Source organism: Pedobacter sp. GW821-FHT01D05, assembly GCF_059422505.1.
In genome coordinates this window covers 170,837-196,221 of record NZ_JBWKXA010000001.1, presented here as the reverse complement: position 1 = coordinate 196,221, position 25,385 = coordinate 170,837, and the positions used below count along the sequence as shown (strand labels likewise).

General features: G+C 41.8%; 20 protein-coding genes and 1 pseudogene. 5 read left to right on the top strand and 16 right to left on the bottom strand.

The genetic code is table 11. The features are described 5' to 3' along the window. The first annotated feature begins 5 nt into the window (after positions 1-5). Positions 6-1,028: an FAD:protein FMN transferase gene (locus AC07VK_RS00830; RefSeq protein ID WP_492957641.1), complete on the top strand. Its 1,023-nt coding sequence runs from the start codon at positions 6-8 to the stop codon at positions 1,026-1,028. Then, positions 1,025-1,948 carry a hydroxypyruvate isomerase family protein gene (locus AC07VK_RS00825; protein WP_492957639.1) on the top strand — a complete coding sequence of 308 codons (924 nt, stop codon included), beginning with the start codon at positions 1,025-1,027 and terminating at the stop codon, positions 1,946-1,948. Before AC07VK_RS00830 ends, AC07VK_RS00825 begins: the two co-directional genes overlap by 4 nt. 215 nt (positions 1,949-2,163) lie before the next feature. On the opposite strand, the gene AC07VK_RS00820 is transcribed toward AC07VK_RS00825, so the two are convergent. Both AC07VK_RS00820 and AC07VK_RS00815 read right to left on the bottom strand, forming a co-directional pair. Beyond that, positions 2,164-2,457: a GIY-YIG nuclease family protein gene (locus tag AC07VK_RS00820; RefSeq protein WP_492955765.1), complete on the bottom strand. Its 294-nt coding sequence runs from the start codon at positions 2,455-2,457 to the stop codon at positions 2,164-2,166. Between the two features lie 250 nt (positions 2,458-2,707). After that, complete coding sequence (locus AC07VK_RS00815; RefSeq protein ID WP_492957637.1) at positions 2,708-4,195, bottom strand: alpha-amylase; 1,488 nt, start codon at positions 4,193-4,195, stop codon at positions 2,708-2,710. A gap of 1,249 nt (positions 4,196-5,444) precedes the next feature. On the opposite strand from AC07VK_RS00815, the gene AC07VK_RS00810 reads away from it, so the two are divergent. Both AC07VK_RS00810 and AC07VK_RS00805 read left to right on the top strand, forming a co-directional pair. Further along, positions 5,445-5,966: an acyl-CoA thioesterase gene (locus AC07VK_RS00810; RefSeq protein ID WP_492957635.1), complete on the top strand. Its 522-nt coding sequence runs from the start codon at positions 5,445-5,447 to the stop codon at positions 5,964-5,966. Between the two features lie 70 nt (positions 5,967-6,036). Further along, positions 6,037-7,218, top strand: a complete 1,182-nt coding sequence (locus tag AC07VK_RS00805) for a cation:proton antiporter domain-containing protein (RefSeq protein WP_492957633.1) — start codon at positions 6,037-6,039, stop codon at positions 7,216-7,218. A 293-nt stretch (positions 7,219-7,511) separates the two neighbouring features. Here AC07VK_RS00805 and AC07VK_RS00800 read toward each other — a convergent pair whose 3' ends face one another. After that, the gene (locus AC07VK_RS00800) at positions 7,512-8,075 is read right to left on the bottom strand and encodes a hypothetical protein (protein WP_492957631.1); all 564 of its coding nucleotides are present in this window, start codon (positions 8,073-8,075) and stop codon (positions 7,512-7,514) included. A gap of 339 nt (positions 8,076-8,414) precedes the next feature. Then, on the bottom strand, positions 8,415-8,828 hold the full coding sequence (locus AC07VK_RS00795) for an EVE domain-containing protein (protein WP_492957629.1): 414 nt from the start codon (positions 8,826-8,828) through the stop codon (positions 8,415-8,417). A 171-nt stretch (positions 8,829-8,999) separates the two neighbouring features. Here AC07VK_RS00795 and AC07VK_RS00790 point away from each other — a divergent pair, with 171 nt between their 5' ends. After that, entirely contained in the window at positions 9,000-9,404 is a 405-nt protein-coding gene (locus AC07VK_RS00790) for a hypothetical protein (protein ID WP_492957627.1), read from the top strand. Between the two features lie 317 nt (positions 9,405-9,721). On the opposite strand, the gene AC07VK_RS00785 is transcribed toward AC07VK_RS00790, so the two are convergent. The 12 genes and pseudogenes from AC07VK_RS00785 to AC07VK_RS00730 form a co-directional block, all read right to left on the bottom strand. Continuing rightward, a complete protein-coding gene (locus AC07VK_RS00785; RefSeq protein ID WP_492957625.1) occupies positions 9,722-10,228 on the bottom strand; it encodes a hypothetical protein in 507 nt (168 codons plus the stop codon). 59 nt (positions 10,229-10,287) lie between these two features. Beyond that, positions 10,288-11,154 carry an RHS repeat-associated core domain-containing protein gene (locus AC07VK_RS00780; protein WP_492957623.1) on the bottom strand — a complete coding sequence of 289 codons (867 nt, stop codon included), beginning with the start codon at positions 11,152-11,154 and terminating at the stop codon, positions 10,288-10,290. 110 nt (positions 11,155-11,264) lie between these two features. Next, positions 11,265-12,329 carry a hypothetical protein gene (locus tag AC07VK_RS00775; protein WP_492957621.1) on the bottom strand — a complete coding sequence of 355 codons (1,065 nt, stop codon included), beginning with the start codon at positions 12,327-12,329 and terminating at the stop codon, positions 11,265-11,267. Between the two features lie 249 nt (positions 12,330-12,578). After that, positions 12,579-12,878, bottom strand: a complete 300-nt coding sequence (locus AC07VK_RS00770; RefSeq protein ID WP_492957619.1) for a hypothetical protein — start codon at positions 12,876-12,878, stop codon at positions 12,579-12,581. A 225-nt stretch (positions 12,879-13,103) separates the two neighbouring features. Then, complete coding sequence (locus tag AC07VK_RS00765) at positions 13,104-13,508, bottom strand: hypothetical protein (protein ID WP_492957617.1); 405 nt, start codon at positions 13,506-13,508, stop codon at positions 13,104-13,106. 1 nt (position 13,509) lies between these two features. Next, positions 13,510-14,169, bottom strand: coding sequence for a hypothetical protein (locus tag AC07VK_RS00760; RefSeq protein ID WP_492957615.1), 660 nt, complete (start codon positions 14,167-14,169; stop codon positions 13,510-13,512). Between the two features lie 92 nt (positions 14,170-14,261). Continuing rightward, positions 14,262-14,957 carry a hypothetical protein gene (locus tag AC07VK_RS00755; RefSeq protein ID WP_492957613.1) on the bottom strand — a complete coding sequence of 232 codons (696 nt, stop codon included), beginning with the start codon at positions 14,955-14,957 and terminating at the stop codon, positions 14,262-14,264. Positions 14,958-15,350: 393 nt separating this feature from the next. After that, positions 15,351-15,956, bottom strand: a complete 606-nt coding sequence (locus AC07VK_RS00750; protein WP_492957611.1) for a hypothetical protein — start codon at positions 15,954-15,956, stop codon at positions 15,351-15,353. Between the two features lie 38 nt (positions 15,957-15,994). Continuing rightward, positions 15,995-16,669 (bottom strand): hypothetical protein, encoded by a 675-nt coding sequence (locus AC07VK_RS00745; RefSeq protein ID WP_492957610.1) that lies wholly within the window; start codon positions 16,667-16,669, stop codon positions 15,995-15,997. Position 16,670: 1 nt separating this feature from the next. Next, on the bottom strand, positions 16,671-19,907 hold the full coding sequence (locus AC07VK_RS00740) for a DUF6443 domain-containing protein (protein WP_492957608.1): 3,237 nt from the start codon (positions 19,905-19,907) through the stop codon (positions 16,671-16,673). Position 19,908: 1 nt separating this feature from the next. Continuing rightward, a complete protein-coding gene (locus AC07VK_RS00735) occupies positions 19,909-23,883 on the bottom strand; it encodes a DUF5977 domain-containing protein (RefSeq protein ID WP_492957606.1) in 3,975 nt (1,324 codons plus the stop codon). A gap of 1,041 nt (positions 23,884-24,924) precedes the next feature. Further along, positions 24,925-25,346: pseudogene (locus AC07VK_RS00730) on the bottom strand (cysteine peptidase family C39 domain-containing protein). Between the last annotated feature and the right edge of the window lie 39 nt (positions 25,347-25,385).

The following is a 25,385-nucleotide window of genomic DNA, read 5'->3' as shown; positions in this document are numbered from 1 at the left end:
AACTGATGCGTTATAGGTTTTTGCTTTTCCTTTTACCACTGATTTTTGCTTTCTCCTTGAAAAAAGAAGTGAAGCAATACAAAATCAATGGTTATGCACAGGGAACCGATTATGCTATAATGTACTATGCTACCGATAGTTTAGCCACTAAGGCAGGCATAGATAGTTTATTAAACGAAATTGATTTATCGATGTCGCTTTACAAAAAGGGATCATTGATAAATCAATTTAATGCTGCCAAAAAGGAAATCAAAACCGACCGATTTATAAATGATGTGCTCAAAAGGAGTTTCGAGATCAATCGGGATACAAAAGGTGTTTTCGATATTACCGTTGCGCCATTAGTACAAGCCTGGGGTTTTGGGCCAAAAGAGGCTAAAAACGAACCCGATCCAGCAGTCATTAAATCGATACTCGCCTGTGTAGGCATGAAAAACCTAAAACTAAAGAACGGCTTATTAAGCAAACTAAAGCCTTGCGTGCAGATTGATTTAAACGGAATTGCCCAGGGTTACAGCGTTGATTTAATTGCCGCTTATCTCGAAAAAAAAGGAATTAAACAGTACGTTGCCGAACTGGGGGGCGAAATCCGTATTTCAGGGCCTAAGCCCAATGGCGAAACCATGAAGATCGGTATTGAAGGTCCGGATAAAGATGGAACGCCGGTAATCAGGCATATCGCTGCCATCAATTCAGGAGCAATTACCACCTCTGGTAACTATCGGAAATTCCACCAGAGCGGAAAGAAAAAGATTTCACACCTGATCGATCCCAAAACAGGTTATCCGCTAGATAATGAGATGATCAGCGTAACAGTATACGCTAATGATGCCATTACAGCCGATGGCTACGACAATGCCTTAATGGCGATGCACCTTAAAGACGCCATTGCCTTTGTGGAAAGCAGAAAAAACCTCGAAGCTTATTTTGTATACCATCAAAAAGATGGCAAAGTGGCTGATACCTTAACTACGGGGTTTAAAAAATTAATTACACAAAATACCTATCGTTTAAAAACAAACCGATGAAAAGAAGTGAATTTATAAGAAACAGCTTATTAACTGCTGGTGCAATAACTACAGGAGCCGGAATTACCGGTACTTTTGCAGCTGAAAAGTCGAATGCATTAAGTGATAAGGTTTTTAACATGGATTATGCCCCACACCAGGGCATGTTCGAAAACCACGCAGGCAAGAGTTTTTTAGATCAGATCCAATTTATGTACGATAAAGGTTTCCGTGCTATCGAAGATAACGGCTACCTAAACCGTTCAGTAGAAGAACAGGAGAAAATTGGAAACCTGCTGGCGAAACTGGGTATGCGCATGGGCGTTTTTGTGGTAGATGGTGGCGATAACTGGAAAACTTCTTTAACCACTGGCAAAAAGGAATTTAAAGACAAATTTGTAGAAACCTGTAAAAAATCGGTTGAAGCCGCAAAACGTTGCAATGCAAAATGGCTTACCGTAGTTCCTGGGTTTTATGAACGCAACCTGCCTTATGGCAATCAATTTGCCAATGTAATTGATGCCATGCGTGCAGGGGCCGAAATTTTCGAACCCCACGGCTTGATTATGGTTTTAGAAACCTTGAGCGACACCCCAGAGCTTTTCCTTCAAAAAACAAATGAAACCTACGCGGTTTGTAAAGCGGTTAAAAGTCCTTCGTGTAAAATCTTATACGATATTTACCACATGCAACGTACGGAAGGTGACTTAATTAAAACCATCGACCGCTGCTGGGATGAAATTGCCTACATCCAGATTGGTGATAATCCAGGCCGAAAAGAACCTACAACCGGCGAAATCAATTATAAAAACCTATTCAAACACTTGTATAAAAAAGGTTATAAAGGGGTAATGGGTATGGAGCATGGCAATTCGAAAGGTGGAAAAGAGGGCGAATTGGCTGTTATTTCTGCTTACAGGGCTGAAGATAATTTTTTGTAGGTATACATTAGAAGGATCGTCATCCCCAACTTGATTGGGGATCTTAAAGCATTAAGCTGGGTTTGCAAGCTGTATTAGGATTCCCGTCTGCAGGGGAATGACGCATGGATTAGATGCGAGCGTCATTCCCAACTTGATTGGGAATCGTAATGCATCACGCCAGGCTCTAGGATTCCCATCTTTAAAAGATAACAAAATGTGTTAACGTTAAAAAGTCACAAATCCTCATTAAACAAATCCAGCCATTGAGGATTATTATCGCTGATCAACTTAATTTTCCAATCCCTATTCCATTTCTTTAATTTCTTCTCTTCAGCAATTGCCTCCTCAATGCCAGGATAAAACATAAAATATACCAGCTTTAAACAATTGTATTTGGCAGTAAAGGAAGTTGGATATCTTTTGCATTTATGATCAATTACTCTTGAGTGTAAGTCAGAGGTAACACCGATGTAATAAACCGTGTTAAAGGCATTTGTCATAATGTAAACACAACCACCGCGTTCCATATCTTAAAAATACATTATTTCTCGTAATAAAGGTCAGCGGAGTTCGTAAGTCGCATTAAGATTCCCGTCTGCACGGGAATGACGCGTGGATAGATATTGAGCCTGGGCATGGAATTGACAGTACCGTTCCGTGGTCTGTGTCCCCACAGAACACAATATCAACGTTTATCCAAGGGTTGGTAGTGATCTCCAATAATAACCATAAATGGTCTGTGAGGACACAGACCATGGCGTTGACGGATTGCAATACCTACCCCACCTTCAACACCCACACTGAAACACTTCCTGCGTTGCAGTGAAACTCTGCCCAGCCATTTTCATCAATCGTTACTTCTTGTTGTCTGTAACCTAATGCATCAACAAAGGTTTTTCCGGCAAAGTGTTTACCAATTTCCATTTCTTTAAAGCCTTCTTCCCCTGTGCTTAACAATACCGCCAAACCACTATTTTCATGTTCCTCATCACCTGCACGGGTCCATCCTACGCAAATGCCATGGTCAAAATAATCGCGTTGTTCACCGTAAGCAAAGGCTGTACGGATTTTACTCATGGTTTCTACTGCAGGAATTGCAACCAACTCCACATGTACCTCATCGCCTTCCTTGTCTTTATCATCATAAATCCCTCCATACAGATCAGGAAAGAACAAACACGGAATCCCTTGTTCACGCAACAGGATGATGGCATAAGCCAAAGGTCTGAACCAAAAATCGACATAAGATTCTAGTGCCTGCAAAGGTTGCGAATCATGATTATCAACAAATGTTACAGCCAGATCAGGCTTTACCTGAACCAGGGTTCCATCAAAAATCGTCCGCATATCAAATTCCTCGTCCTTACTCGCCAGGAAAAAATTATGGTGCAAAAGCGAATCGAATATTTGCGTCCGGCCGCCGGTAATTTCAATATAATTCAATTGCCCCGCTATATCCACTACGTTCCAATCTTCGGCTACGATAAAAAACTCCCGGTTAAATTTTTGGTTCAGGTGATCGATCCACTCTACAATAAAATCCGGATTGATGTGTTTAACCGCATCTAACCGAAAACCATCTACTTTGGTGGTTTCCACTATCCATTCTCCCCAGTATTTTAATTCTTCAATTACGGCCCTGTTGCGGTAATCGATATCGTTAAACATCAGATAATCGTAATTTCCAAATTCTGTAGAAGGAACCTCTTCAAAACCTTCTCCTAAATAGTTCTGAATCGAATAGATTGCTGTTTTTTGGAGATCTTCAGCCCAATCTACTCCACTAAAGCATTCATGGTTCCATATAAATTCAGAATATTTTCCCTGCCGCCCAGGGAAAGTAAATTTCGTCCATGCTTGTATTTCGAAAACATCGCTGGTAAATTCGTTTCTATCTTCTGGATTTACAGTTCTAACGGCTATTTTTTCGAGTTCATCGCCCCCGGCTTTGTGGTTAAAAACCGCATCGGCCAAGACTCCAATTTCATTATCGTGCAGAGCTTCAATAGCTTTGATATACTCATCTTTAGAGCCATGTTTGGTATTCACACTCCCTTTCTGATCGAACTCGCCCAAATCGAAAAGGTCGTAAACGGCATAACCAACATCGTAAGCCGCATTATTTGATTTATAGGCTGGCGGCAACCAAACAGCAGTTACTCCAATTTCTTTTAAATGACTTGCTTCGGCAGCTACTTTAGTCCACAAATTTTGTTCTTCGTTATAATACCAATGGAAAAATTGGATCAGGGTCTGATTTTGCATTAATTCGATTTTTTGTATGATAACATGATAGCTGATGAATTTGTTTTTGAATTACAAGAACAATGTTTTCGTCATTGCGAACTGAAGAATGGGCCTTGCGTTGGAGTGAAGCAATCTTTTTAATTATAAATTACAGAACAGCTTGCTCATCCCCCGCTAGTTGAGCAGATCACAGCAGAAAACAAAATAATTAATATATAATTTTCCCGCTCTATGCCGCGGAGGCATTGTACTTTGACGCGCCAAAGTACCCAAAGCGCTTTGTCAATCCAGCAAGGTGGCTCCGCACAGCCCATTCACATCAAAAAACAGCGGCGCTTCGTTTAATCAGTTTTTGTTTACGTTTTCTATGGGCTGATTGAGCCCTCCGGGGTTTGTGTTCAAATTTCCAACGAAGTTAAATTATCGTTTATGAACACAAAACCACTGCGTTAAGGCTTGGTAGTGCTGTCTTTTCTTTTGTGCACCTGTTTTTTGATTTCCCCACCACTTGGGATTGACGGCGTTCTTCGCTACAGCCTGTGGTTTTTTAAGGCAACCATAGCATAGTGCCTATAACTAATCTCCAATACAAATCGAAAAGGTAAAGTACTATACAGATTAGTAAGGAAAATATTATTCCAATCTGCGAAAATCCATTTGATCTGCGGGAACAATCTTACTGATGCTTTTCCCCTTATTTCGCCGATACCCGCAGGAACCACGTACCTATGTCTTTCCCGCTGATTTCGCAAATCACCGCAGAAAAAAATCCTTCCAATCCGCTAGAATCTAAGGAATCGCTTTTAAAACATAACGCCTGTGCAATAATTAATTAGTCACCGAAACACAGAAATCACAGAGGAGAAGTAAGTTTTTCCGTGTTTTTCGTGCTTCCGTGGCAAACATAATGCTTAGCTATGCACAAAAAGAAGATCTTTCCCGCTGATTATGCAGATGGCCGCAAAAAAACAAAATAATAAATCTGCGAAAATCCGTTTGATCTGCGGGAGCAATATTACGCATGCTTTTCCCTTTATTTCGCCGATACCCGCAGGAACCACGTTGCCTATGTCTTTCCCGCTGATTTCGCAGATCACCGCAGAAAAAACAAAATAATAAATCTGCGAAAATCCATTTAATCTGCTGGAACAATCTTGCCTATCTCTTTCCCGCTAATTACGCAGATCGACGCAGAAACAACTTCTAAATCCGCCAGCATCTATTTGCAATACCATTTTACCCACATTTTACTTACTTTTGCCATCAAATGAGTTTAAAAAAGAAATTTGCCAAAGAAAGTTTTACCATCATGAACGAATTGGTATTACCAAATGATACCAATACCTTAAATAACTTAATGGGTGGGCGCTTGCTCCATTGGATGGATATTGCAGCGGCAATTTCGGCTCAAAAACACTGTAACCGTATCGTGGTAACGGCTTCGGTTGATAACGTTTCTTTTAAACAACCCATTAAATTAGGTGATGTAATTACCATTGAGGCCAAAGTGACCAGGGCTTTTAATACTTCAGTAGAAGTTCGTTTGGATGTTTGGTCAGAGAATATTCCAAGTGGTGCACGCCAAAAAAGTAATGAGGCTTATTATACCTTTGTTGCAGTAGATCAGAGTGCCCGTACCATCCCTGTGCCAGAACTAATACCAGAAACACCCGAAGAAATTGATCTATTTGATGGTGCACTACGCCGCAGGCAATTGCGTTTGGTGTTAGGTGGAAAAATGAACCCTGATGATGCCAGCGAACTGAAAGCTCTTTTCTTTAAAGCATAATTTTTACATTAAATTTCTTTCTGCTTAGCACGATTGTTTTATTTTAGCGGCTTACCCTACGCTGAAAAATATGACAACTTATACCATTCTTATTATTTTAAGCGGATTAGTTATTTTCTCTTATCTGTTTGATTTAGTGGCCAGTAAAACCAAAGTACCATCGGTTTTATTGTTACTCCTTCTAGGTATTGGTTTACGTTTGCTGGTCGATAACCTGAAGATACATACCTTCAATTTCCTCTCCATCCTGCCAACATTGGGTACCGTAGGCTTAATTTTAATTGTTTTTGAGGGCTCACTCGAACTTAAATACGACCGGAATAAAAACAAGGTTATTCGCAGCGCTTTTTTCTCTGCCTTAAGCATTTTAATTGGAACCATTATAGTAATCACAGGCATTATTTACCAGATCACCCATCACGATTTATATACCTGTATTGCAAATGCCATTCCCTTTAGCGTAATCAGCTCGGCTATTGCCATCCCTTCGGCAGCGGCATTAAACAATACCGATAAAGAATTTGTAATTTATGAATCTTCTTTCTCTGATATTTTAGGGATTATCATCTTCAATTTTGCCATTACCAACCATTCGATCAATACATCTGCTTTTATTGGGCTGGGTTTAAGTACCTTCCTCATCCTTTTACTATCGGCCATTGCCTGTGTGGTGCTGTTATACGTAATGGGCCGATTGGTACACCACATTAAATTCTTCTTAATTATAGCCATACTGATTCTGGTTTATGCCATTGGTCAGTCTTACCACCTATCCTCTCTGGTGTTGATTTTGAGCACAGGCCTGTTTCTGAACAATGCCGATACGATTGAGAATGCCTGGTTCAGAAGTGTCTTTTTATACAAAAATTTAACAGCCGATTTATCCCAGCTCTATCAGTTATCGGCCGAGAGCGCTTTTATTCTGCGTACTTTTTTCTTCGTTATTTTTGGCTTTACGATGAATATCGGTGACTTAAATAACAAAATTGTACTGGCCAATGGCCTTTTCATTTTGATATCGATTTACATCATCAGAGTGGTATTTCTCAAAATATTCAAAAAAGAAAACCTGAGTCCGATTTTATACATCGCCCCCCGCGGTTTGATCAGCATTTTGCTTTATTTTAACCTGCCAGCTTCCTTAAAAATACCTGAAGTGGGCACGCCATTCCTGTTCCTGGTGGTATTGGGATCGAGTATTGTAATGACGCTGGGGATAACGCTAAGTAAAAGAAATGGTAAGGTTCATTAGTCATCGGTTCAGTAGTTCATTGGTCATTGGTTCATTGGATTGATCGTATAGACTCTAGTAGAATGATCGTCATCTCGACTGTAGTGCAGCGAAATGGAGAGATCTATCTGGACAGATATGTCGTCATTTGTTTAAACCGGTTAGTAGTCCATTGGTCATTGGTTCATTAGGTTAAACCGTATAAATTCCAATAGAATGATCGTCATCTCGACTGTAGCGCAGCGAAATGGAGAGATCTATCTAGACAGATTAGCTTCATTCTACGCCAAACTCCCAACGCTACCCGCAACACGCTAAGGCTTAAACGTAGCTGAAATGCTTTTTAGCTGGTGCAGCTCGGCGAGCACATTTGGATTGGCCTGATAGTAAATGGAATAATAACTGAGTTCGTTTAACTTATTTTTATCTATTTTATTAAAGTTAAAACGTGCCAGATTCGGATTAATAGCATGGATAGGCATTGCAATAGCATTTGCAAGTGTTGTAAAAACCACAGAGTATGCAGTTGCTGCCGCATCTTCCTTCAGACCCGGCTCTTCCTTACCCCATTTATCAACCATTTTACCAGCTGTATTCATTTTATATTCTTCTGCCCGATCTTCACCTATTTTTATAAAACTCGTTCCTTTATAGCCCTTTTTAATCGTTCTGATCTGTACTGTTTTAATTTCATTAATCGGAACCTTAATAAATTCGCTGTCATGATTCAGGATCGCATTTACTGAATCTATTTTGTATAAAATCCCTTTGTATTTACCATTTTGGGTTTTTAGAATGGCGATGTAAGGTTTTATACCCTGAGCATTTGCCAAAGTAAAGGAAAGAAAAAAGAGGAGTGTAAAACAGATGGTTTTCATATCAAGGCATTAAGATTTATCAATATTTTATCAATATAATAAAATTTGAAGAATTTTCAGGTTTCTGAGTTAACTTGCGCCAAAATCCCTTAATGGAGATCTAAATCATTTTGCGAACCTTTACCTTATAATTAATAGATCCTGCGATCTGCTTTCGTTTACGACCCTGCAGGTCATCAGCATAATCAGCATTCCAACGATTTATACTCCGCCTTAAGCGTGTTAACCTATTAAATTGTTAACTGAAAACCGCCAACTGACAACCGTCAACTGCTAACTATAAAACTGCCAACTGTAAACTGAAAACTGCTAACTGAAAACTGCTAACTGAAAACTGATTTAGCTTCCCATTTCCAAAATCTTATCAAACTCAGCAGCTTTAAGCGGCATTACCGATAAACGCCCTTGTCTAACCAATGAAATATCAACCAAACTCGGTTCAGCCTTGATCTGCTCTAAAGAAACCGGATTTTTCAGGCTTTCTACCGGCGATAAATCAACTACTACCCAGTTGGCATCATCAGTAGTTGGATCCTGGTAAAACTCCCTTACTACTTTGGCAATCCCCACTACATTTTTACCTTCGTTACTGTGGTAAAAAAGCACCAGATCTCCTTCTTTCATCGCTTTCAGGTTATTTCTAGCCTGATAATTACGCACGCCATCCCAAAAGGTACGGCCATCCTGATTAAATTTTTCCCAACTGTATTTAAAAGGCTCTGATTTGACTAGCCAATATTGTGTTTTTTCCATCTTTAAGGTGGTTTAAAAGGGTTTTTTATGCGATCGTTGACAAAACCGTTGACAAAAACACGAACAATCCCGTTGACACCTCCTCAAGGCATACGATTTAAACCTTAGAAATTTAAAGCAGTATGAAACAAGTAATGCCAAACCACAGTCCGAAAACCACTTCATAAAGGAATGGAATGGAACGGAGTTCAATCTGTCGATCCCCGCAAAAATAACACATTCCAACAAACCTTTCATATATTTTTATTGGCCCAACCCGGACAATTACGCACCTTAGAAAGGGCAAGAAAAGGCGGCATTGGCGGGGTGAAAGACAGCAGGATTTCGATCAAGAAAAAAGCGGTCGCTGCCGTTGAGGCGGTCATCCTGATGCTTGGAAAGGGCTGGAATCCTTTCACCAATGCCTATATAGATCTTGGCGTACAGGTTGACCTTACTATTCTCAGCCCCATTTCAAAATGCCTCGATGTCTGGGTCGAACATCGCGAGGAGTCCTTGCTTTCCTTCACATTATCGGATACGGTTCCTTTATTCTCCCGTCCTCATATTAAAAATTTTGTCATTAATAATATTTAGTGCGTCCTCATAGCTGAAAGCTGTTACCCCACATCCCATTTTTTTTACCAAATGGCACTAGGACGTAATTTTCAAAATCAAACTCAAACCAAGGCTAATCAAACTAGGACTCCTACAGAAATAACAAAGTCCGGCAATTTTTAAACTGCCGGGCTTTGTTATGTAACTTACATATGGCCTAAGCGAGATGCTAAGACCAGAATGGAGCCTACCAATTTTTACATTGATAGGCTTTTGTTTTATTTATTTTAGCACAAGCCATAGGCTTCCACTAGCTAACCGATTAAATACACTACGTTACATCAGAAGGAGAAATCTCATTCAAATTCAGGGTAATTAATAGGATATTTATTCCCTCTTATAAGCTCTAAAATCCCTAATGGATTTATCACTAATCCAATAAATGCCTTTCGATTTTGTCCTTCTAATTTTCCTACTTGAGTAAAATCAGCATCATTAATTCGCCATACATACCATTTGTTAGATTTTTTTATGGGGTCTTCCCCAGCTTTTGAGCCATAATCATCCGTACCCCTAAACAAAATCTGTGTGGTATCCCCAATTACCATGATGTTTCCAACTTTCTCCCAAACTTTCATTTTCAAACCCAATTTTGTAACACAATGGGCATAAAACTCTACTTCTCCACTGACGATTTCTGATAATTCAATATCGGCGTTCAAAGGATATACTTTCTTAAAAGCCCTGATTACATCACTATTTAACTGTGTTGAATCAAAAGCGATTAACTGAAAGTATTTTTTTCCACTATCATCGACCTTAACACAAAAAACATCACCTATACTTGTATTTACTCTAGCCATAACTTAAGGTGTTATTCCAAACTGCAACCAATTTTTAGGAGCAATTGAATTAATTTTATTTAAAGTTGTCCACCATTCTTCATTAACCCCAAATCATTTATTAAATTCTGTTCCATAACTCTTGCAGCAGCCCTGCTCAACCCGCTTCTAACAACACTGTAATCCAACAATTCACGCCCAGTTCCTGTTGAAGCCAAGTGTTCTCCAAATCTCTCCATGGCATTTCTCCCTGTTATCCCAACATACCTAACCACACCTGCTGCATCAACTCCATGGTAAACTAAATTTGAACCATTCTCTGCCAATCCTGCCATAAAGCCAGCATTTCTTCCAGCTTGTCCTGCAAGATAAGCAGCTCCAATTTCACCTCCCGCAATACCGCCGGCAGCAAGTCCAGCAACTATTTCCGATGTAACTTCTGTTGCTTTAAGGGCTGGAAGCATACCGCCAAGGGCACTTTGAAAATCACTCCATCTAGAACCAACAGGCGTTTTATCAGTCACATCTGCAAGTTGATAGTTCCAGCTTTTATCGGGATTTAAACTTACGCCATACCCCTCCTTAGTCTCATATTGAACCGATTTACCTAGATATGTTTCGCCTGCTTTTGTTGTTTCTTGAGAAGTGGCTTTTTCGTCCCAGTAAGGCTTCTTATTCTTACCCTTCACCCAATCTGTACCTTCCATTCCATCGGGATCAACAAACCTAAGCGGGTTATTAAATACAAAAGTATAAGGAGAATACCGCCTCATCTTCTCCGCCAACGGATCCACCACGTTCCATCTTCCTATAACCGGATCATAGAACCTTGCGCCGTAATCCAACTGCCCACCAAGCTCATCCTGAACCTCTTTCCCATTGTAAAGATATTTATTATTTCCAGATGTTAAACTGTTCCGCTTGCCAAAAGGATAATAATTGTCCACCTGCAACGGCCTGATCAGCCCATTGTAAACATCAAAGGTATAACGAACATTGCCCAGGTGATCGGTAAGGTTATAGTGGTAACTATAGCTGTTATCACCGTTCCGCTGCGCTACCCCTTCTTCGGTATGGATATAATATCGATATTGTTTCCCTCATACTCGATCCCGTCAATATATTCCCTAAATGTAGTCAAGCCATTCTCTGTTACGACCTTTCTCAGCTTGCTGCCATCGGCATCATAAATGTAGCTCAGTACCTTTCCGTTTCCGCTTGCCCCAGAAGGCAGGTTCAACAGGTTATAGCTTAGCTGCATCCCCGTCCGGCCATCAGTAGTGGCGTTTCCGTTCGCGTCACAGACATAGGTTCCTGCAACATTATCTATCCTATCAAGCCTGTTTCCATTGTAATAATACTGGTTCATCACACCACCGTTCCTGCCCAGCTGATTGATGTTGCCCATGTTGTCGTAGTTCAGCACCTCGCTCATATAGATCCCCGTACTGGTACCACTGGTCAGCCTGTTCAGTTTGTCATAGCCATAGCTGAACACGTTAGGCGAGGTCGAAGGCGAAGTATTCTGCGACCAGTATTGCCTGCTGATGTTTCCGTTCCACTGGTTGCCCCCGTTCTCCTGGTAGTCAAGCTGGATACTGAACTCCCCGCTAATACTGTTCTTCAGCCAACCACGTTCGTTATAGGCCATGCCCGTGGTCTGCATGCCATTATGCAGTCTCTTCGCAGTCAGCTGGCCGATTTCATTGTACAGAAATTCATCGAGCACGATATTCGGACCGGTTACGCTGCCGTTGTTGATCTGCTTATTGGTGCTGTGCTTACGGCCCACATGGTCATAATCATAGCCTGAAACAATGGTCGTTACCGCACCGCCAACCTCATGTGTCCTCACACTCGAGGTCAGTTCCCCTGCAAAGTTATAACTGTTCACCGTCCGGTCCTTGCCACCCTTCGCATTATCGGATACAGTTTCCTTCACCCTCCCGTCTTCATCGTAATAGGTAACCGTCAGGAGTTTGGTCGCAGTGCCCAGCACACGCACAAAACTTCCTGTTAAAAGCCCGTTGAGCTTATCGCTAACCGCAACACTGGGCGCATAGCTGCCGTTATAACCCGGAAAATTATAGCTGTCATAATAATTCATCCTATGGAACTCCACATTCACATATTCCTCCCCTACTCCCGGATGTGTGCTGTGCGTATAACCTTCCAAAGTTGAGCCCGTACGGACTTCCCATTGTGCCGGAACCCCGTCGTTATAATCCTGCATTCCCTGCCGGCCGATACCCTGGCCGTTTTCAATCCCAGTAAGAATCACCCGGCCCAGTGCATCGTATTTGGTCCAGCCCCATTGGCTATTTGCACGCTGGTTAGCGTCCTGTGTGTGGGTAACCTGGTCAAGTTTATTTTACACCATATACTCCCAGCCCTTGCCCGGCACTTTTTTCTCCACCAGACGCTTCCTGCCTTCATAATGGTAAGCATAAATAAAATAGCCGAACACCGGATCTGATTCCGCTTCGGTAAAACTGTTGACCGTTACCGCAGGGGGCACCACATACCGCAGGTTCCCAAGGTCATCATAGATATAATAGGTGTTCAGTTTTTCGGTATCGCTTTTGTATAGCCTTCTCAGCACAACCCTTCCCTCCATGTCCTTAAACTCCTCGGTATTGCCCGCATTGCCCGAAACCCAGTTCTCATCCATCGACACTGTTTTATAAAGCCTGTTAGCGGGAAAATATGCCGATGCCGATGCACCGAACCCGCTAACCTGCCACATCAGCACATCGCCTGCAATATTGCTCCCGTAGACAGTCTTTGCCGTATGCCCCGAGGTACTTCCCGTTACCGGCTGCCAGTCTGTGCCCGAGGGGTAGGGATACCTTTACTTAGCATAATTCAATTATTTTTGTATGTTGCTGTGGCTAAATCAGCAACAGCTACCAATCGCTCTAGCTAAGGCGGGAATATCATCAATAGACTCATCTATTTTTTTTCGATAACGACTCTCTCCATACAAAGAAATGAAGTGCGCCTTTTTGTCCCAACCAGTATAATTTTCCTTTGATTCAAAGATAATTGGTAAGATTAAGAAGTTTTCACTTTCAGGCTTATTAACTAAGTCCCATTCCAAGTTTCCTTTAAAACTGCCAATTGCATTTTTAATTTTTGTATAGATTTTATCCTCTTTTGTTTTGTTTTTGAACTTAAATCTAAAAAAAGGTGAATGACTGTATTGGTCTTCAATATCGAACATTGACACCCTAGATGTCTCAATTGAAGAAATATTTTCTAAAGTTTCAAACAATAGTCTGTTTATTTCATTTAATTCCATGTTACAGCTTTAAAATTTTAATTCCTGCTGAGTTCATCTTTTGATAAGCTTTGATAAAGTCAGATTTTAAAACAGGTTTACTACTAAACATTGGGTCATAAACATATTTTCCTTTAACAAATACCTGATGGTATGTAAATTCAGTTTTAGAACCATACTCTATGCCTGTCATCCACTTTCCACTCTTGGGTGTCATCTCTAGGATGTATCCTCCACTATTATTTCTGTTTAATGATGACGCGATATCACTACAATCTAAATAATTATCAGCAAGCCTGTTATATTCAGCAACTTCGGCAGCTATACCTGAATCATATTGTGCTCGGGGCAAAGATACTCTGTTTCTAGCAATAGAACCTTGCAGGCCCACTGAAAATGTTATTGCATTTAATGGATCCTCGTCTAGGTTTCTTATAAAAGACGCAGTACTACCAATAGGAGTATAATCAAGAAGGCCTAGCCATTTATTTAAGAATTGATTTGTTTTTATATCTCCCTTTTGCAAAGGAGTTACAGAATCTTTTCGTATTATGGTGCCTGGCGTATTTACTATAGTTTTGCCTTTCTTCTTAGGGGGATCTTCTCTTCCCAATCCCATATAAAACGACTGAGAGCTAAATCTTTCTTGCCAATCTTGACCTGTATTATAATCGGGTATCATCCCATCAGGATCAACAACCTTATCGGATTATTAAAGCAATAATTATAAGGCGAGTATCTCCTCATCTTCTCCGCCAACGGATCCACCACGTTCTATCTTCCTATAACCGGATCATAGAACCTTGCGCCGTAATCCAGTTGCCCTCCAAGCTCACCCTGAACCTCTTTCCCATTGTAAAGATATTTATTATTTCCGGAAGCTAAAGGATTGCGCATTCCAAATGGATAATAATTATCCACCTGCAACGGCCTGATCAGACCGTTGTAAACATCAAAGGTATACCGCACATTGCCCAGGTGATCGGTAAGGTTATAGTGGTAACTATAGCTGTTATCACCGTTCCGCTGCGCCACACCTTCTTCGGTATGGATAATATCGATATTGTTTCCCTCGTATTCGATCCCATCAATATATTCCCTCGATGTCGTCAAACCGTTTTCTGTTACGACCTTTCTAAGCTTGCTGCCATCGGCATCGTAAACATAGCTCAGTACTTTTCCGTTACCGCTTGCCCCGGAAGGCAGGTTCAACAGGTTATAGCTTAGCTGCATCCCCGTCCGGCCATCAGTAGTGGCATTTCCGTTCGCATCATAGGAATATTGCCCTGCAACATTGTCTACCCTGTCGAGCCTGTTCCCGTTATAGTAATATTGGTTCATCGGGCCTCCATTACGACTGAGTTGACTAATATTGCCCATATTGTCGTAGTTTAATACTTCGCTCATATAGATCCCGCTACTCGTTCCGTTGATCAACCGGTCCAGCTTATCATAACCATAGCTGAACATATTAGGCGAGGTTGAAGGCGAGGTATTTTGCGACCAGTATTGCCTGCTGATGTTTCCGTTCCATTGGTTGCCCCCGTTCTCCTGGTAGTCAAACTGGATACTGAATTCGTTGCTGAGTTCACAGTATTGTCCTTGCCTTCCTTCACATTATCGGACACGGTTCCTTTATTCTCCCGTCCTCTTCATAATAGGTTGCCATCAATAATTTGGTGTCGATTTTGTTCGTTGTGCTCACAGTTTAAATGCGGATGAGTTGCGATTTTTGCCAAAATGCCCAATCATCATTATATTGCATTTTATCCCAACGAAAAAATAACTCATGCACCAACATTCATAGCAAAAGCAAAACCCAACATTTCTGATGGGTTCTGCTTTTTACAGTTAACAACTGTGTCATACCGAAAAACTACGGCTGGAAAGAGATTTAATATTTAAAACTTTGTTCTGATACTTCCTTTCGAAACTATCGACAACTTCGATAATTTCAAACCTTAAAATCCTTAACTCCTCTCCTAAGATCCCATCTAAAAGTATCTCACAGGCAATTTGTCTTTCATCAATAGATAGGCGGCTATCAACATTTTCACACTTAATCAATATTTCAAATGCGCCATCATCATATTTTAACAAGACATATTCCCATGTATTTGCGTTTACTTCAATCTGTTCTCCTGAATCTCTATAGAAATCAAAAATAAGATCCCACTCCTTTGGTGGCTTAGCATAAAAAAAATCCCACCCTTTGCACTTTGGAGAATATGAAATAATTTTTTTGGTCTTCTCTAATAAACTTAACTCACCGTTTGGAGAAATAACTAGCATGTTGCTCGAATTAATTCCGGGGCCCAACTCCCAGGTAAAATCGCCAAGCGAACTAATTCTTCTATCCAAGTCATCAGTTAAGTCGTAATTATCAAAATCCTCTCCGAAATCTTCACAAATCGTAGCAAACCATTTCCAAAATTCTTTTATAGAATTTATGCTTAACTCTTTATTCATGCTAACATAGAAAACAAATTACAGCAGGTAAGTAATCATTAGACAGAAACTTCATTTTGTCTAAAGGCGTCATAAGCTAGCATGGCAACATAATTGGAACTTATTTCACCTTTATCAAGAATCAATACCCGCTCAGCTGCTTTAAACCACTCTTCTCCAATGCCTGGCTTTGCTTTTTTGGGAATAAATCGATAATTAAATGTATCATCATTGTTGGATACTTCCTCAATAACAAGAAGCGATAACCTGGAAAGCTCGTTCACAGCTGAGCTTTGTTTTACTTTTAAAATCATGCCTGGTTGAGCCAAAAATCTATCCTCAGTGATCTGCACGGCTTTTAAAAACTTATCTAATGCGCTAATATCATTCATATCCCACCAAGAATCAACTACACCATTCTTAGTGTACTCTTCCTCTAAAAGCTCTAGTCGTTCACTTGCTTCTAAAAAAGACCCAATCCTTTCATAAGATTCAGGAGGGATATCATCCCACACTGAACCCCAGTCAGTAATTTTAGAAAGATAGAAAGCAGCTGTAAATTTTCCTAAGTTAAAATTAGAGTATGTAAAGCCAAGAGTAAGATAGAGTTGATCGTCAATAACTTTTAGATAGAGGGTATCTGCAACGGATGAACCCAGAATCACCTTCCTGTAACCAAGCGTTGTTAACCTTTGCTCAATTTCTTTCTTGAACTTATTTCTATTTATTTTCATCTTATTTATTTTTCGGGCCTATGTATGTAGGAGAACCAGGCTGGTAAGCGGGATTTTTAGGATCATATAAAATGGTTTCAGTTTTGACACCATTTTTTTCCATTAATTTTTCCCTTTTTTCCGCCGACTTTTTACCAGAATCAGTATCTGGTTTAATAATAACTGCTGTTCCATCAGGCCTAACTCCGTCTTTTCTAACATTTGTCTTATCTTTCAGCCTCATTGGCACTTCAGTCTTACCGCCTCCTTCTCTTATTTTTTTCTGCTCTTGTCTGTGCGCTTCTTGTCCCGTCTTAGCTGTTTCTCTTAGTTTTTTGTTTTCCTCAGAAGGACTTTTTGTCTTCTCTCCACCACTCGATTTCGGCTTAGCGTCCGCATTTAATACAGCTTTCGAACCATCATCGGAACTACTATGAAATTTATCCCACAAATACACAGCAGCAGCACCGATAGCTGCACCTGTAACCACAACACCTCCTGCAACCCAACCTACTGGCGCTCCAACAACAGTTACCGTTCCTCCAGCAGCAATAGCACCTCCAGTAGCAAGCCCCCCAGCAAGGATAGCTGATGCCCCTGTTGCACCCCAAAGGGCCCCTGATGCTATTCTCTTTGGTTTGGCTCCAGCAGGATATTTCCCATCCGGATCGGTAAAAACAATAGGGTTATCCAGGACGTAAATATAAGGCGAAGTATTTTCTTGGTCAAGCTCAACCAGCGGGTCGACCGAATTCCATCTCCCGGTAACGGGATCATATAACCTTGCACCATAGTCTAATTGTTCGTCGAGTTCATCCTGAACTTCTTTTCCATTATATAGATATTTATTATTTCCAGATACTGCACTGTTCCGCTTACCGAATGGATAATAATTATCCACCTGCAGCTGTCTGACCTGGCCATTATAGATATCAAAAGTATAGCGCACATTCCCCAGGTTATCCGAAAGATTGTAGTGGTAAGAATAGCTATCATTACCATTTCGCTGAGCTAGGCCTTCTTCGGTACGGATCATTTCTACAACACCATTAGAATATTCGATCCCATCAATATATTCCCTTACCGTAGTCAACCCGTTCTGGATCGATACTTTTCTGAGTTTTACGCCTGATGCATCATAAAGGTATTGTACATTTTTTCCATTACCATTAGCACTTGATGGAAGGTTAAGCAAGTTATAGCTCAATTGCATTCCATTCCTGCCATCCGTAGTCGCATTACCGTTCGCGTCATAAACATAGGTTCCCGCAACATTATCTATCCTATCTAATCTGTTCCCATTATAATAATATTGATTCATCACCCCGCCGTTCCTACTCAACTGGTTGATATTACCCATGTTGTCATAGTTCAGTACTTCGCTCATGTAGACTCCAGTACTTGTTCCGTTAATCAGTCTATCCAACTTATCATAACTATAACTGAACATATTTGGAGAAGTTGAAGGCGATGAATTTTGTGACCAAAACTGTCTGCTGATATTGCCATTATATTGTCCGCTACCATTCTCATGATAGTCCAGTTGAAAACTGAATTGGTCACTGACCCTACTTTTTATCCATTCGCGTTCATTATACGAGATCTCGGTTGACTGTATCCCATTATGGAGCTTTTTGAGCTTTAACTGTCCGATTTCATTATATTCTCCTTCACTGAGAATAATATTATCCCCTATCACGTTCCCGTTATTGATCTGTTGAGAAACTATACGCTTCCTCCCAGTATGATCGTACTGGTAACTTTTCAAGATAGTCGTATTTCCTGCTCCTGTGTGGTGTATCCGGTTGGTCTCGGTAAGCTCATCAGCAAAATTATAAGTATTGCTTACTTCGTCATAATTCATCGCCTGAATACTACCTCCAAGATAGTGTTGGCTGTAGTTCTTAATTACCCGCCCATCCTCGTCATAAAAATCCACCTCCAGTAGCATGTCCGATGTACCGAGAACATTCGTCTTTTTGCCAGTTGCGAGCCCTTTGGTCTTGTTACTTGATCCGGCAAACGAAAACGTATTCCCTCCAGGAAAAGCATAATCGTCATAGTAGCTAATTGTAAGGTATTTGCTCACACCAACATTCGGATAAGCATTATTGGTATATCCATTATCCGATCCAACATCTCGACTTTCCCATAACGGATAGTTCTGGGCATTCAGATTCGTCTGGAATATCGCCCTTTGGGCATCATCCAGGTAAATCCCGGTCATGACCACTCTTCCCAGAGCATCGTACTTAGTAAAAACCCATTGGTAAGCTAGCCGCTGCTGTGCATCCTGTGTAAATATCACCTGATCCAGTTTATTGTACACCATATACTCCCAGCCCTTGCCCGGCACTTTTTTCTCCACCAGACGCTTCCTGCCATCATAATGGTAACCATAGATAAACTGATCGAATACCAGATCCGCTTCGGTAAAACTGTTGACCGTTACCGCAGGGGGCGCCACATAACGCAGGTTCCCAAGGTCATCGTAGATATAATAGGTGTTCAGTTTCTCAGTATCGCTTTTGTATACCCTTCTCAGCACAACCCTTCCCTCCATGTCTTTGAACTCCTCGGTATTGCCCGCATTGCCCGAAACCCAGTTCTCATCCATCGACACCGTTTTATAAAGCCTGTTCGCGGGAAAATATGCCGATGCCGATGCACCGGCCCCGCTAATCTGCCACATCAGCACATCGCCTGCAATATTGCTCCCATACACCGTCTTTGCCGTATGCCCCGAGGTACTTCCCGTTACCGGCTGCCAGTCTGTGCCCGGAGCACCCTGTTCAACAGTGCGGTCCAGCGGGCTGCTTTCAAAGACTGTAAGGCTGAAAGGACTACCCGTCCGCACCACCCTGGCATCCCAGCTGCCAGGAGAATAATAAACACCCAGCGAAGAAACACCCGAAGCTTTAAAACTACCATCGGCTCCCGATTGCTCCGCATAGGGAAGATATTTTTTCGCTTCCCTGCCAAAGCCATCGTATTCGTTCACCTGCACAATATCCTTTTTGCCCGGGCTTCCCTGCCACTGTACCGTCTGCAAAGGACGTCCAAGGCCATCAAAGTACTGGATCTTACGGTTCACAGAATCCACGGGGTAACCTGCAAGGCTGCCCACGGTTTTATGACCCGCAGCACGTACCGATGATTCCATTACATAATTTCGGTCAGCACTTGGGCTTTGGCTGTATGCCAGGCTTATGTTCAGCAGGATAAAACCTGCAATGAGTTTAATATAGTTTGCTTTCATGTTATTCTACAGTATCTAAACGTGACATGTTGATGACGAAATTTCCGTTTGATAAATTGACGTTGTTCAGGTAATACGCGCCAACTGGTGCATTGGTATTATAAAACAAACCGACAACGGAGCCACTGGCAGCAAAAAGATATACTTTGGTCCATCCGTTATGTGTCGATAGATTGTAAGTGGTTCCATAGGTAATAAACTCAACATTGTAAATACCCGGAGGGAAAGTCACCCCAGCACTAAGCTGGGCCTCGGTAAATGAATATAGTACTGTGCCATTGCCGTCTTTTAAGTTAAGGGTGCTAACCCCTGCCGAATTATTCTGGGTATCCTTAGAATAACCCATCGTTACATTGGCGGTTGAGCAGGTACCATGATCATTGGCATAGGCCTGTCCGTTTGCCTGAACCTCTGCTATGGCCTGATTATTGGCATCGGCCTGGCTGATATTTGAAGCATACGCACCCGCGGCTACAGCATAACTCATCATACTACCCACTCCAGCCGGGCATTGTTTAGTAAAGGATTGTGCCTGCTCGGTATTGAGATAAACTGGGCCATTGTTGTTTAACCCAAGCACTTCGTGATAGGCATAAGTCTTAACAATGTCCCTGTTCCGGTCTTTAATATTTAACAAGCGTTCAAAAGTATCGTACTCATAATAAGTGGTATTGCCTTTCTCGTCAATGAGCGAGGTGATGCCCACTGCTGGATCCATCGTAACGCTTTTAAGCAGGCCGTCGGCAGGGTAAACTGCAACATCGTCTATTGCATCGCCGGCAGTAAGATTAATCGGACCTGAATAGAGCTGCTTGGCAAACTTCCATTTTCCGTTTTCCAGATAAAAATAAGTCAGTTGGTACTGGCGGCCATTAGGCGGGCTCCAGGTTACCGTATAATCGCCGCTACGGAAACGTAGCCCTGTGTGCCCCTCGCCCAACGTTTCGCCGGCACTGTCTTCGAAATTTTCGAAGAAAAATTCTGATGGCAGCGCATTTTTGCATTCCGCAACAGGCAAACTGTTTTGATAACCATATTTATAGCCCGATTTGGCACCCCCGGTTTTAGACTGCGCGAGCAATTTACCCTCACCATCATAAGCATCAAAAGAAATAAAATCCTGATAGTTCCCTCCTGCTACAGCAAGCTTTACGGTTATCGGTTCAATGACCCCGTTCCCCCAGTTCTGGTAAGCTGTAAGAGAGGATTGGGTACTAACGCCCCCAGCCAAATCGGTTTTCACAATCGGCGTGGTAATCCGGTTGGCCGCAATCAGTTCGGTATACCCAGAAAAGTTGCCATCTGCCACCATTTCATGGGCATATTTAATGTTCATTTCACTTTCCCGTCCATCGCTCATATTCGAAATGATCCGGTTGGGCTGCAAATGTTCGGTATTATTGTAAACCTCAACAGTCCTACTGACAACCGGGTTGTCTCCCTGTACATCATAAGTGGTTACGGTTGTGGTATCAGCATAAACCCAGGTACCAACGTGGTAAAACATCGACAAATCAAAAGGCGTAAACATAAAATCGTTTGGCGGGTTATAGGTAGCCGTTGGTGTGTACCTGCGCTTCACCACAAAATTAGCCTGGTCTATCAATCTCCTGGAATCAGAGAGATAGTGTTTTTTTACCTCTCTGATTACTTTATAGGTATATCCGCTACTGTTACTGCCTGTGGTTTTAAAATCCCTTGTCTGATCTTCCAGGCCATTCTGAAAACCATAGGTCGTCAAAGGAAGTCCATTTAGTGCCGAGCCCCGGACGAGCAGCGCATCCCATCCGGCACTCCCCAGATAATGATGTGCCGTTCCGCCGTTTTTCCATTGCTCATCGTCTACTTCAATTACATCGCGGTAGTATATATGTCCGCCCGAAAGGTAGTTCAAAGGTCCGATTGGCGATGAGTTGGCAATCCGGTAAGCACATTGTGAAACGCTCCAGTCCGGGCAGTTCTTTCCGTCAATCAGGTCCGTATAATATTTTCTGGTATCAGGTGTTTCACGTAAAGCACCGGAAGAAGCGTACTGCTGATCAAGGGAGGCATAAATTAATTTCTTACGAACCGTTCGCCCCACTGCTGGTACAGAAATATTTCTCGACACCCTCACACCGCCTGCTTCGTAGTTGGTGGTCAGCGGATAACCCTGGGGATAATAACCCACAGATATCTCGCCCAGCGCAGCTTCTCCGTAGACTGTCCAGGTTACGGTGTAGGTTGTTGCACCCAAAACCAACATTTTCGAATAATTTTGCCCTATCGGTAATACGTAATTATAAACTGAATAATTGTTCTGATCGCGCACATCCAGGATAGCGTGCTGATGAATCTGATCGTTCACTCCTGTTCCGCTATATTGGCAGGAAATATCGAAACTTACGTTCTGTGCACTTCCCAAATTAAGTGTGGTGGTATAGCTGACAGGACTACTGTTTCCGGTTCCTTGCCTAATGGCATGCAAAGTGGTTTTAGGAAATTGGGAAGTACGGCTCTCATATGCCGTATTGGCCTCATATTCCAGGCTATCTGCACCGCCAGTAGGGTACGTGATTTTACGCAACAGGCCCAATACTGAGAACGCCGCATCCGGTTCCCTATTCGCAAGCGAGGGAAAGAGTTGCGCATCAAGTGGATCAGTACTGTTAGGCAGCAAATGGCTGTTATTCTTTCCGTTCGAAAAACCCCAGAAATCCTGCGCATAGGATAATCTTGAAGGAAGTCCGTTGATGTTGTTATAATCAAATACATGTTTTTGATCATCAAGTCCGGCAGCCGACCGGATGACTGATGCCAGGAAAGGACGGGTACAAAGCACTGTTGAGTTTCCCTGTGAATTGTTATAACTGTTGTTATAGCCGTTCACATAATTTAAACTATAATAATCAGCCGCCGTAGGATTAGCAGTCGCCGGGTCTTTCTTGCTGAAAGAAACCCCGGAAACCAAATAGTCACCGTTAATATCTTCACGTGTTGTATAACTAAAGGTCGCAGTAGAAAACCTGCACGATATTCCCGTAAGTAACACCCCCTGGCTGCGGAGATTACTGGCACAAAGCTGGTCTTCACTGCGCTGCGGGCAGTTTCCGCCCGGGCATGCCGGAGCGCTTAAGGTGCCCTGCGGGGTCCTGATCATGGTTTCGGTAAAATCTGCGAGATAGTCAAAAGCGATCGGACTGTAGCTGAAAGAAATAAGCTCGCCATGTACCCCCTCGATCTTTTTCAGATACCAGGCCGTAGCGATAAAAACATCAAAACTTTTACCACAAGCAGCCCCATATGGAACTGTTTTTGTTTTTTCGGTTGCCGTTGAGCCGCCAAAGTAATATTTGATCCCATTGGGATCGGTAATCCGCAAGGTCCAATCGGCAGAAAATTCGTTATTGAAATTCGTTTCAATCTTTAAGGGAGAGGCTGCAAGCTGAACCACTTTTGTTTTTTCGGTTTGCTTGAGGTAAAACTTTCCTGAATAGCCGTTACATTCAAAACTGAATAAATCTGCCTGTGTATCATACAAATCCTTTCCGGCACTATCCAGATAATTATACACTTCGGGAGTATTGGCCCCGCTACTTTGCAGATTCGCAGGCGGGGTTAGCCATTTGGTACTTTCATCCGGTTTTCCAAATACCGTTCTGGAAATCACACCACCGGCATTGATATTCCAGTTCGTTCCTACCCTGGATGCCAGCTGGTTGACTTTTACACCGTTTCCAGAATTGTATGATAAACTGATGGGCACGGCTAACGCGCCATCTGTCACCTCGCCCAACGGTATCGTTGCATTAGCTGTACCATTTGAAAGGCTTAAGGGCAAACCACTGTATTTAGTAAGCTGATAAGCATTGGGCGCGGGCGGAAGCACTGCTGAAAGCGAGGGAGCATCAATACTTTGCTGGGTATTGGTCTGGGCCTTTGATACAGACACCATAAACATGAGGCAAAGCCATACAAAAGATTGTTTTAATTTCATTCTAAGCGGTTAATATTGAGATAAAATGTGACTACAGATAATTTTCAAGTTTGTGTCAGATGGATAATGCCATATCGGGGCGCATTGACCAGTCCTGTGTCAGAGGCCAGCACAATTATTTTATTGGCCCTAGCGTGGTAGGTAAGCAAGCTAGCCAGACCGAATGTCAAAAAGAACAAATAAATAAACGAAAGTTTTTGACGAACGAGGGTTTTCTGTTGACGAACGTGGGTATTTTTAATATAACCTAATATCAGAGTTTAAAACGTTCTAGTTAATGTGCTGTGCTAGGTATTAAAATAAGTTTCAAAGCACGTGGCTGTCCTTAGCGCAAAAAACCTTTTGCACATAATCCAGTTCCAAGATAGCCTAACCTGCTCGGCATTTCAGCAAACATATACTGAAATATACCCCTGATTAACCAATTGGAACAAAGACCGGACCGTAGTTCTAAGGTCATTGATTGTACTTTCCCGATTAAAGCTAGCCTTCCCAAACTTGGACTACTCAAGAAATAACAAAGCCCCGCAATTTTTAACCGCCAGGCTTTGTTCTGTAAGTTACATTTTGGTCTCAGCGAGACACTAAGACTAGATGGTTGCTGGGCGCTAATCAAACAAACTGAAGGATCTATGATATAGCTTCAGCATCAATTATAAATGACTTATCTCTTAAGTCTTATTGGTTTCAAAGAACCTCATCGGGAGCTTCATTAACTTAATTAGGAAATCCGTCAGTATAGAATATTTATTCTTGTGCTAATATGCAGTAAAATCCAAGATCGCATAAAATCTACGCTAAGCCGGCCTACCAAGAGCATTAATTGGGCCAGCAGGATAACATAAATAAAATTTAGGTTCCTTGTATTGATCCCAACATCAACGACAGATTGCGTTAAAAACGGAAAAATAAGTTGTAACAGGCTACCAATACCAATTCCTAATATGAGTTGAACAAGCAACGACTTATATCTAAACAGATAACCAAGTATCTGTGACAGATTCGCAGGCTTTACCTCATCCTCTTCATGGGCAAAAAAATTCAGTTGTTGGCGTAAGAGACAACAATATCCCGGTTTTTTGCTGCCCGGAATTTTCGTTTGACCAATGATGTAAAAACTCTCCTGCTATATTCGATCAGACCTTTTGCCGGATCTGCAATGTAAAAAATTTCTTTTCGGATTTTGTATAATACAACGAAGTGATTCTGGTTCCAGTGAAGAATTACAGGAAGCTCTGTTTTCTCCAATAAAGACAGGTTTAACTTTGAGCCTAATGTCCTGAATCCAATTCGTTCCGCGGCATCGCTGAGCCCCAAAAGTGAAACACCTTCGCGGTTATACCAGAAATTTCTCTAAGCCTCTGAAGACTAATGTTTTTTCCATAGTGCTTACCGATCATTTTTAAGCAGGTAGCCCCACAGTCCATTTGATCAGGCTGTTTGTAGAAAATAAATTTTTTCAAGAAGTTTATGGTTTTATTTAGGCAAAAGTTTAGCTAGGA

Excerpts from the sequence above, each read along its gene's own strand:
- AC07VK_RS00830 (WP_492957641.1), top strand. The coding sequence starts at position 6 with ATGCGTTATAGGTTTTTGCTTTTCCTTTTACCACTGATTTTTGCTTTC.
- AC07VK_RS00825 (WP_492957639.1), top strand. The coding sequence starts at position 1,025 with ATGAAAAGAAGTGAATTTATAAGAAACAGCTTATTAACTGCTGGTGCA.
- AC07VK_RS00820 (WP_492955765.1), bottom strand. The coding sequence starts at position 2,457 with ATGGAACGCGGTGGTTGTGTTTACATTATGACAAATGCCTTTAACACG.
- AC07VK_RS00815 (WP_492957637.1), bottom strand. The coding sequence starts at position 4,195 with ATGCAAAATCAGACCCTGATCCAATTTTTCCATTGGTATTATAACGAA.
- AC07VK_RS00810 (WP_492957635.1), top strand. The coding sequence starts at position 5,445 with ATGAGTTTAAAAAAGAAATTTGCCAAAGAAAGTTTTACCATCATGAAC.
- AC07VK_RS00805 (WP_492957633.1), top strand. The coding sequence starts at position 6,037 with ATGACAACTTATACCATTCTTATTATTTTAAGCGGATTAGTTATTTTC.
- AC07VK_RS00800 (WP_492957631.1), bottom strand. The coding sequence starts at position 8,075 with ATGAAAACCATCTGTTTTACACTCCTCTTTTTTCTTTCCTTTACTTTG.
- AC07VK_RS00795 (WP_492957629.1), bottom strand. The coding sequence starts at position 8,828 with ATGGAAAAAACACAATATTGGCTAGTCAAATCAGAGCCTTTTAAATAC.
- AC07VK_RS00790 (WP_492957627.1), top strand. The coding sequence starts at position 9,000 with ATGGAATGGAACGGAGTTCAATCTGTCGATCCCCGCAAAAATAACACA.
- AC07VK_RS00785 (WP_492957625.1), bottom strand. The coding sequence starts at position 10,228 with ATGGCTAGAGTAAATACAAGTATAGGTGATGTTTTTTGTGTTAAGGTC.
- AC07VK_RS00770 (WP_492957619.1), bottom strand. The coding sequence starts at position 12,878 with ATGGATGAGAACTGGGTTTCGGGCAATGCGGGCAATACCGAGGAGTTT.
- AC07VK_RS00765 (WP_492957617.1), bottom strand. The coding sequence starts at position 13,508 with ATGGAATTAAATGAAATAAACAGACTATTGTTTGAAACTTTAGAAAAT.
- AC07VK_RS00760 (WP_492957615.1), bottom strand. The coding sequence starts at position 14,169 with ATGATACCCGATTATAATACAGGTCAAGATTGGCAAGAAAGATTTAGC.
- AC07VK_RS00755 (WP_492957613.1), bottom strand. The coding sequence starts at position 14,957 with ATGTTCAGCTATGGTTATGATAAGCTGGACCGGTTGATCAACGGAACG.
- AC07VK_RS00750 (WP_492957611.1), bottom strand. The coding sequence starts at position 15,956 with ATGAATAAAGAGTTAAGCATAAATTCTATAAAAGAATTTTGGAAATGG.
- AC07VK_RS00745 (WP_492957610.1), bottom strand. The coding sequence starts at position 16,669 with ATGAAAATAAATAGAAATAAGTTCAAGAAAGAAATTGAGCAAAGGTTA.
- AC07VK_RS00740 (WP_492957608.1), bottom strand. The coding sequence starts at position 19,907 with ATGAAAGCAAACTATATTAAACTCATTGCAGGTTTTATCCTGCTGAAC.
- AC07VK_RS00735 (WP_492957606.1), bottom strand. The coding sequence starts at position 23,883 with ATGAAATTAAAACAATCTTTTGTATGGCTTTGCCTCATGTTTATGGTG.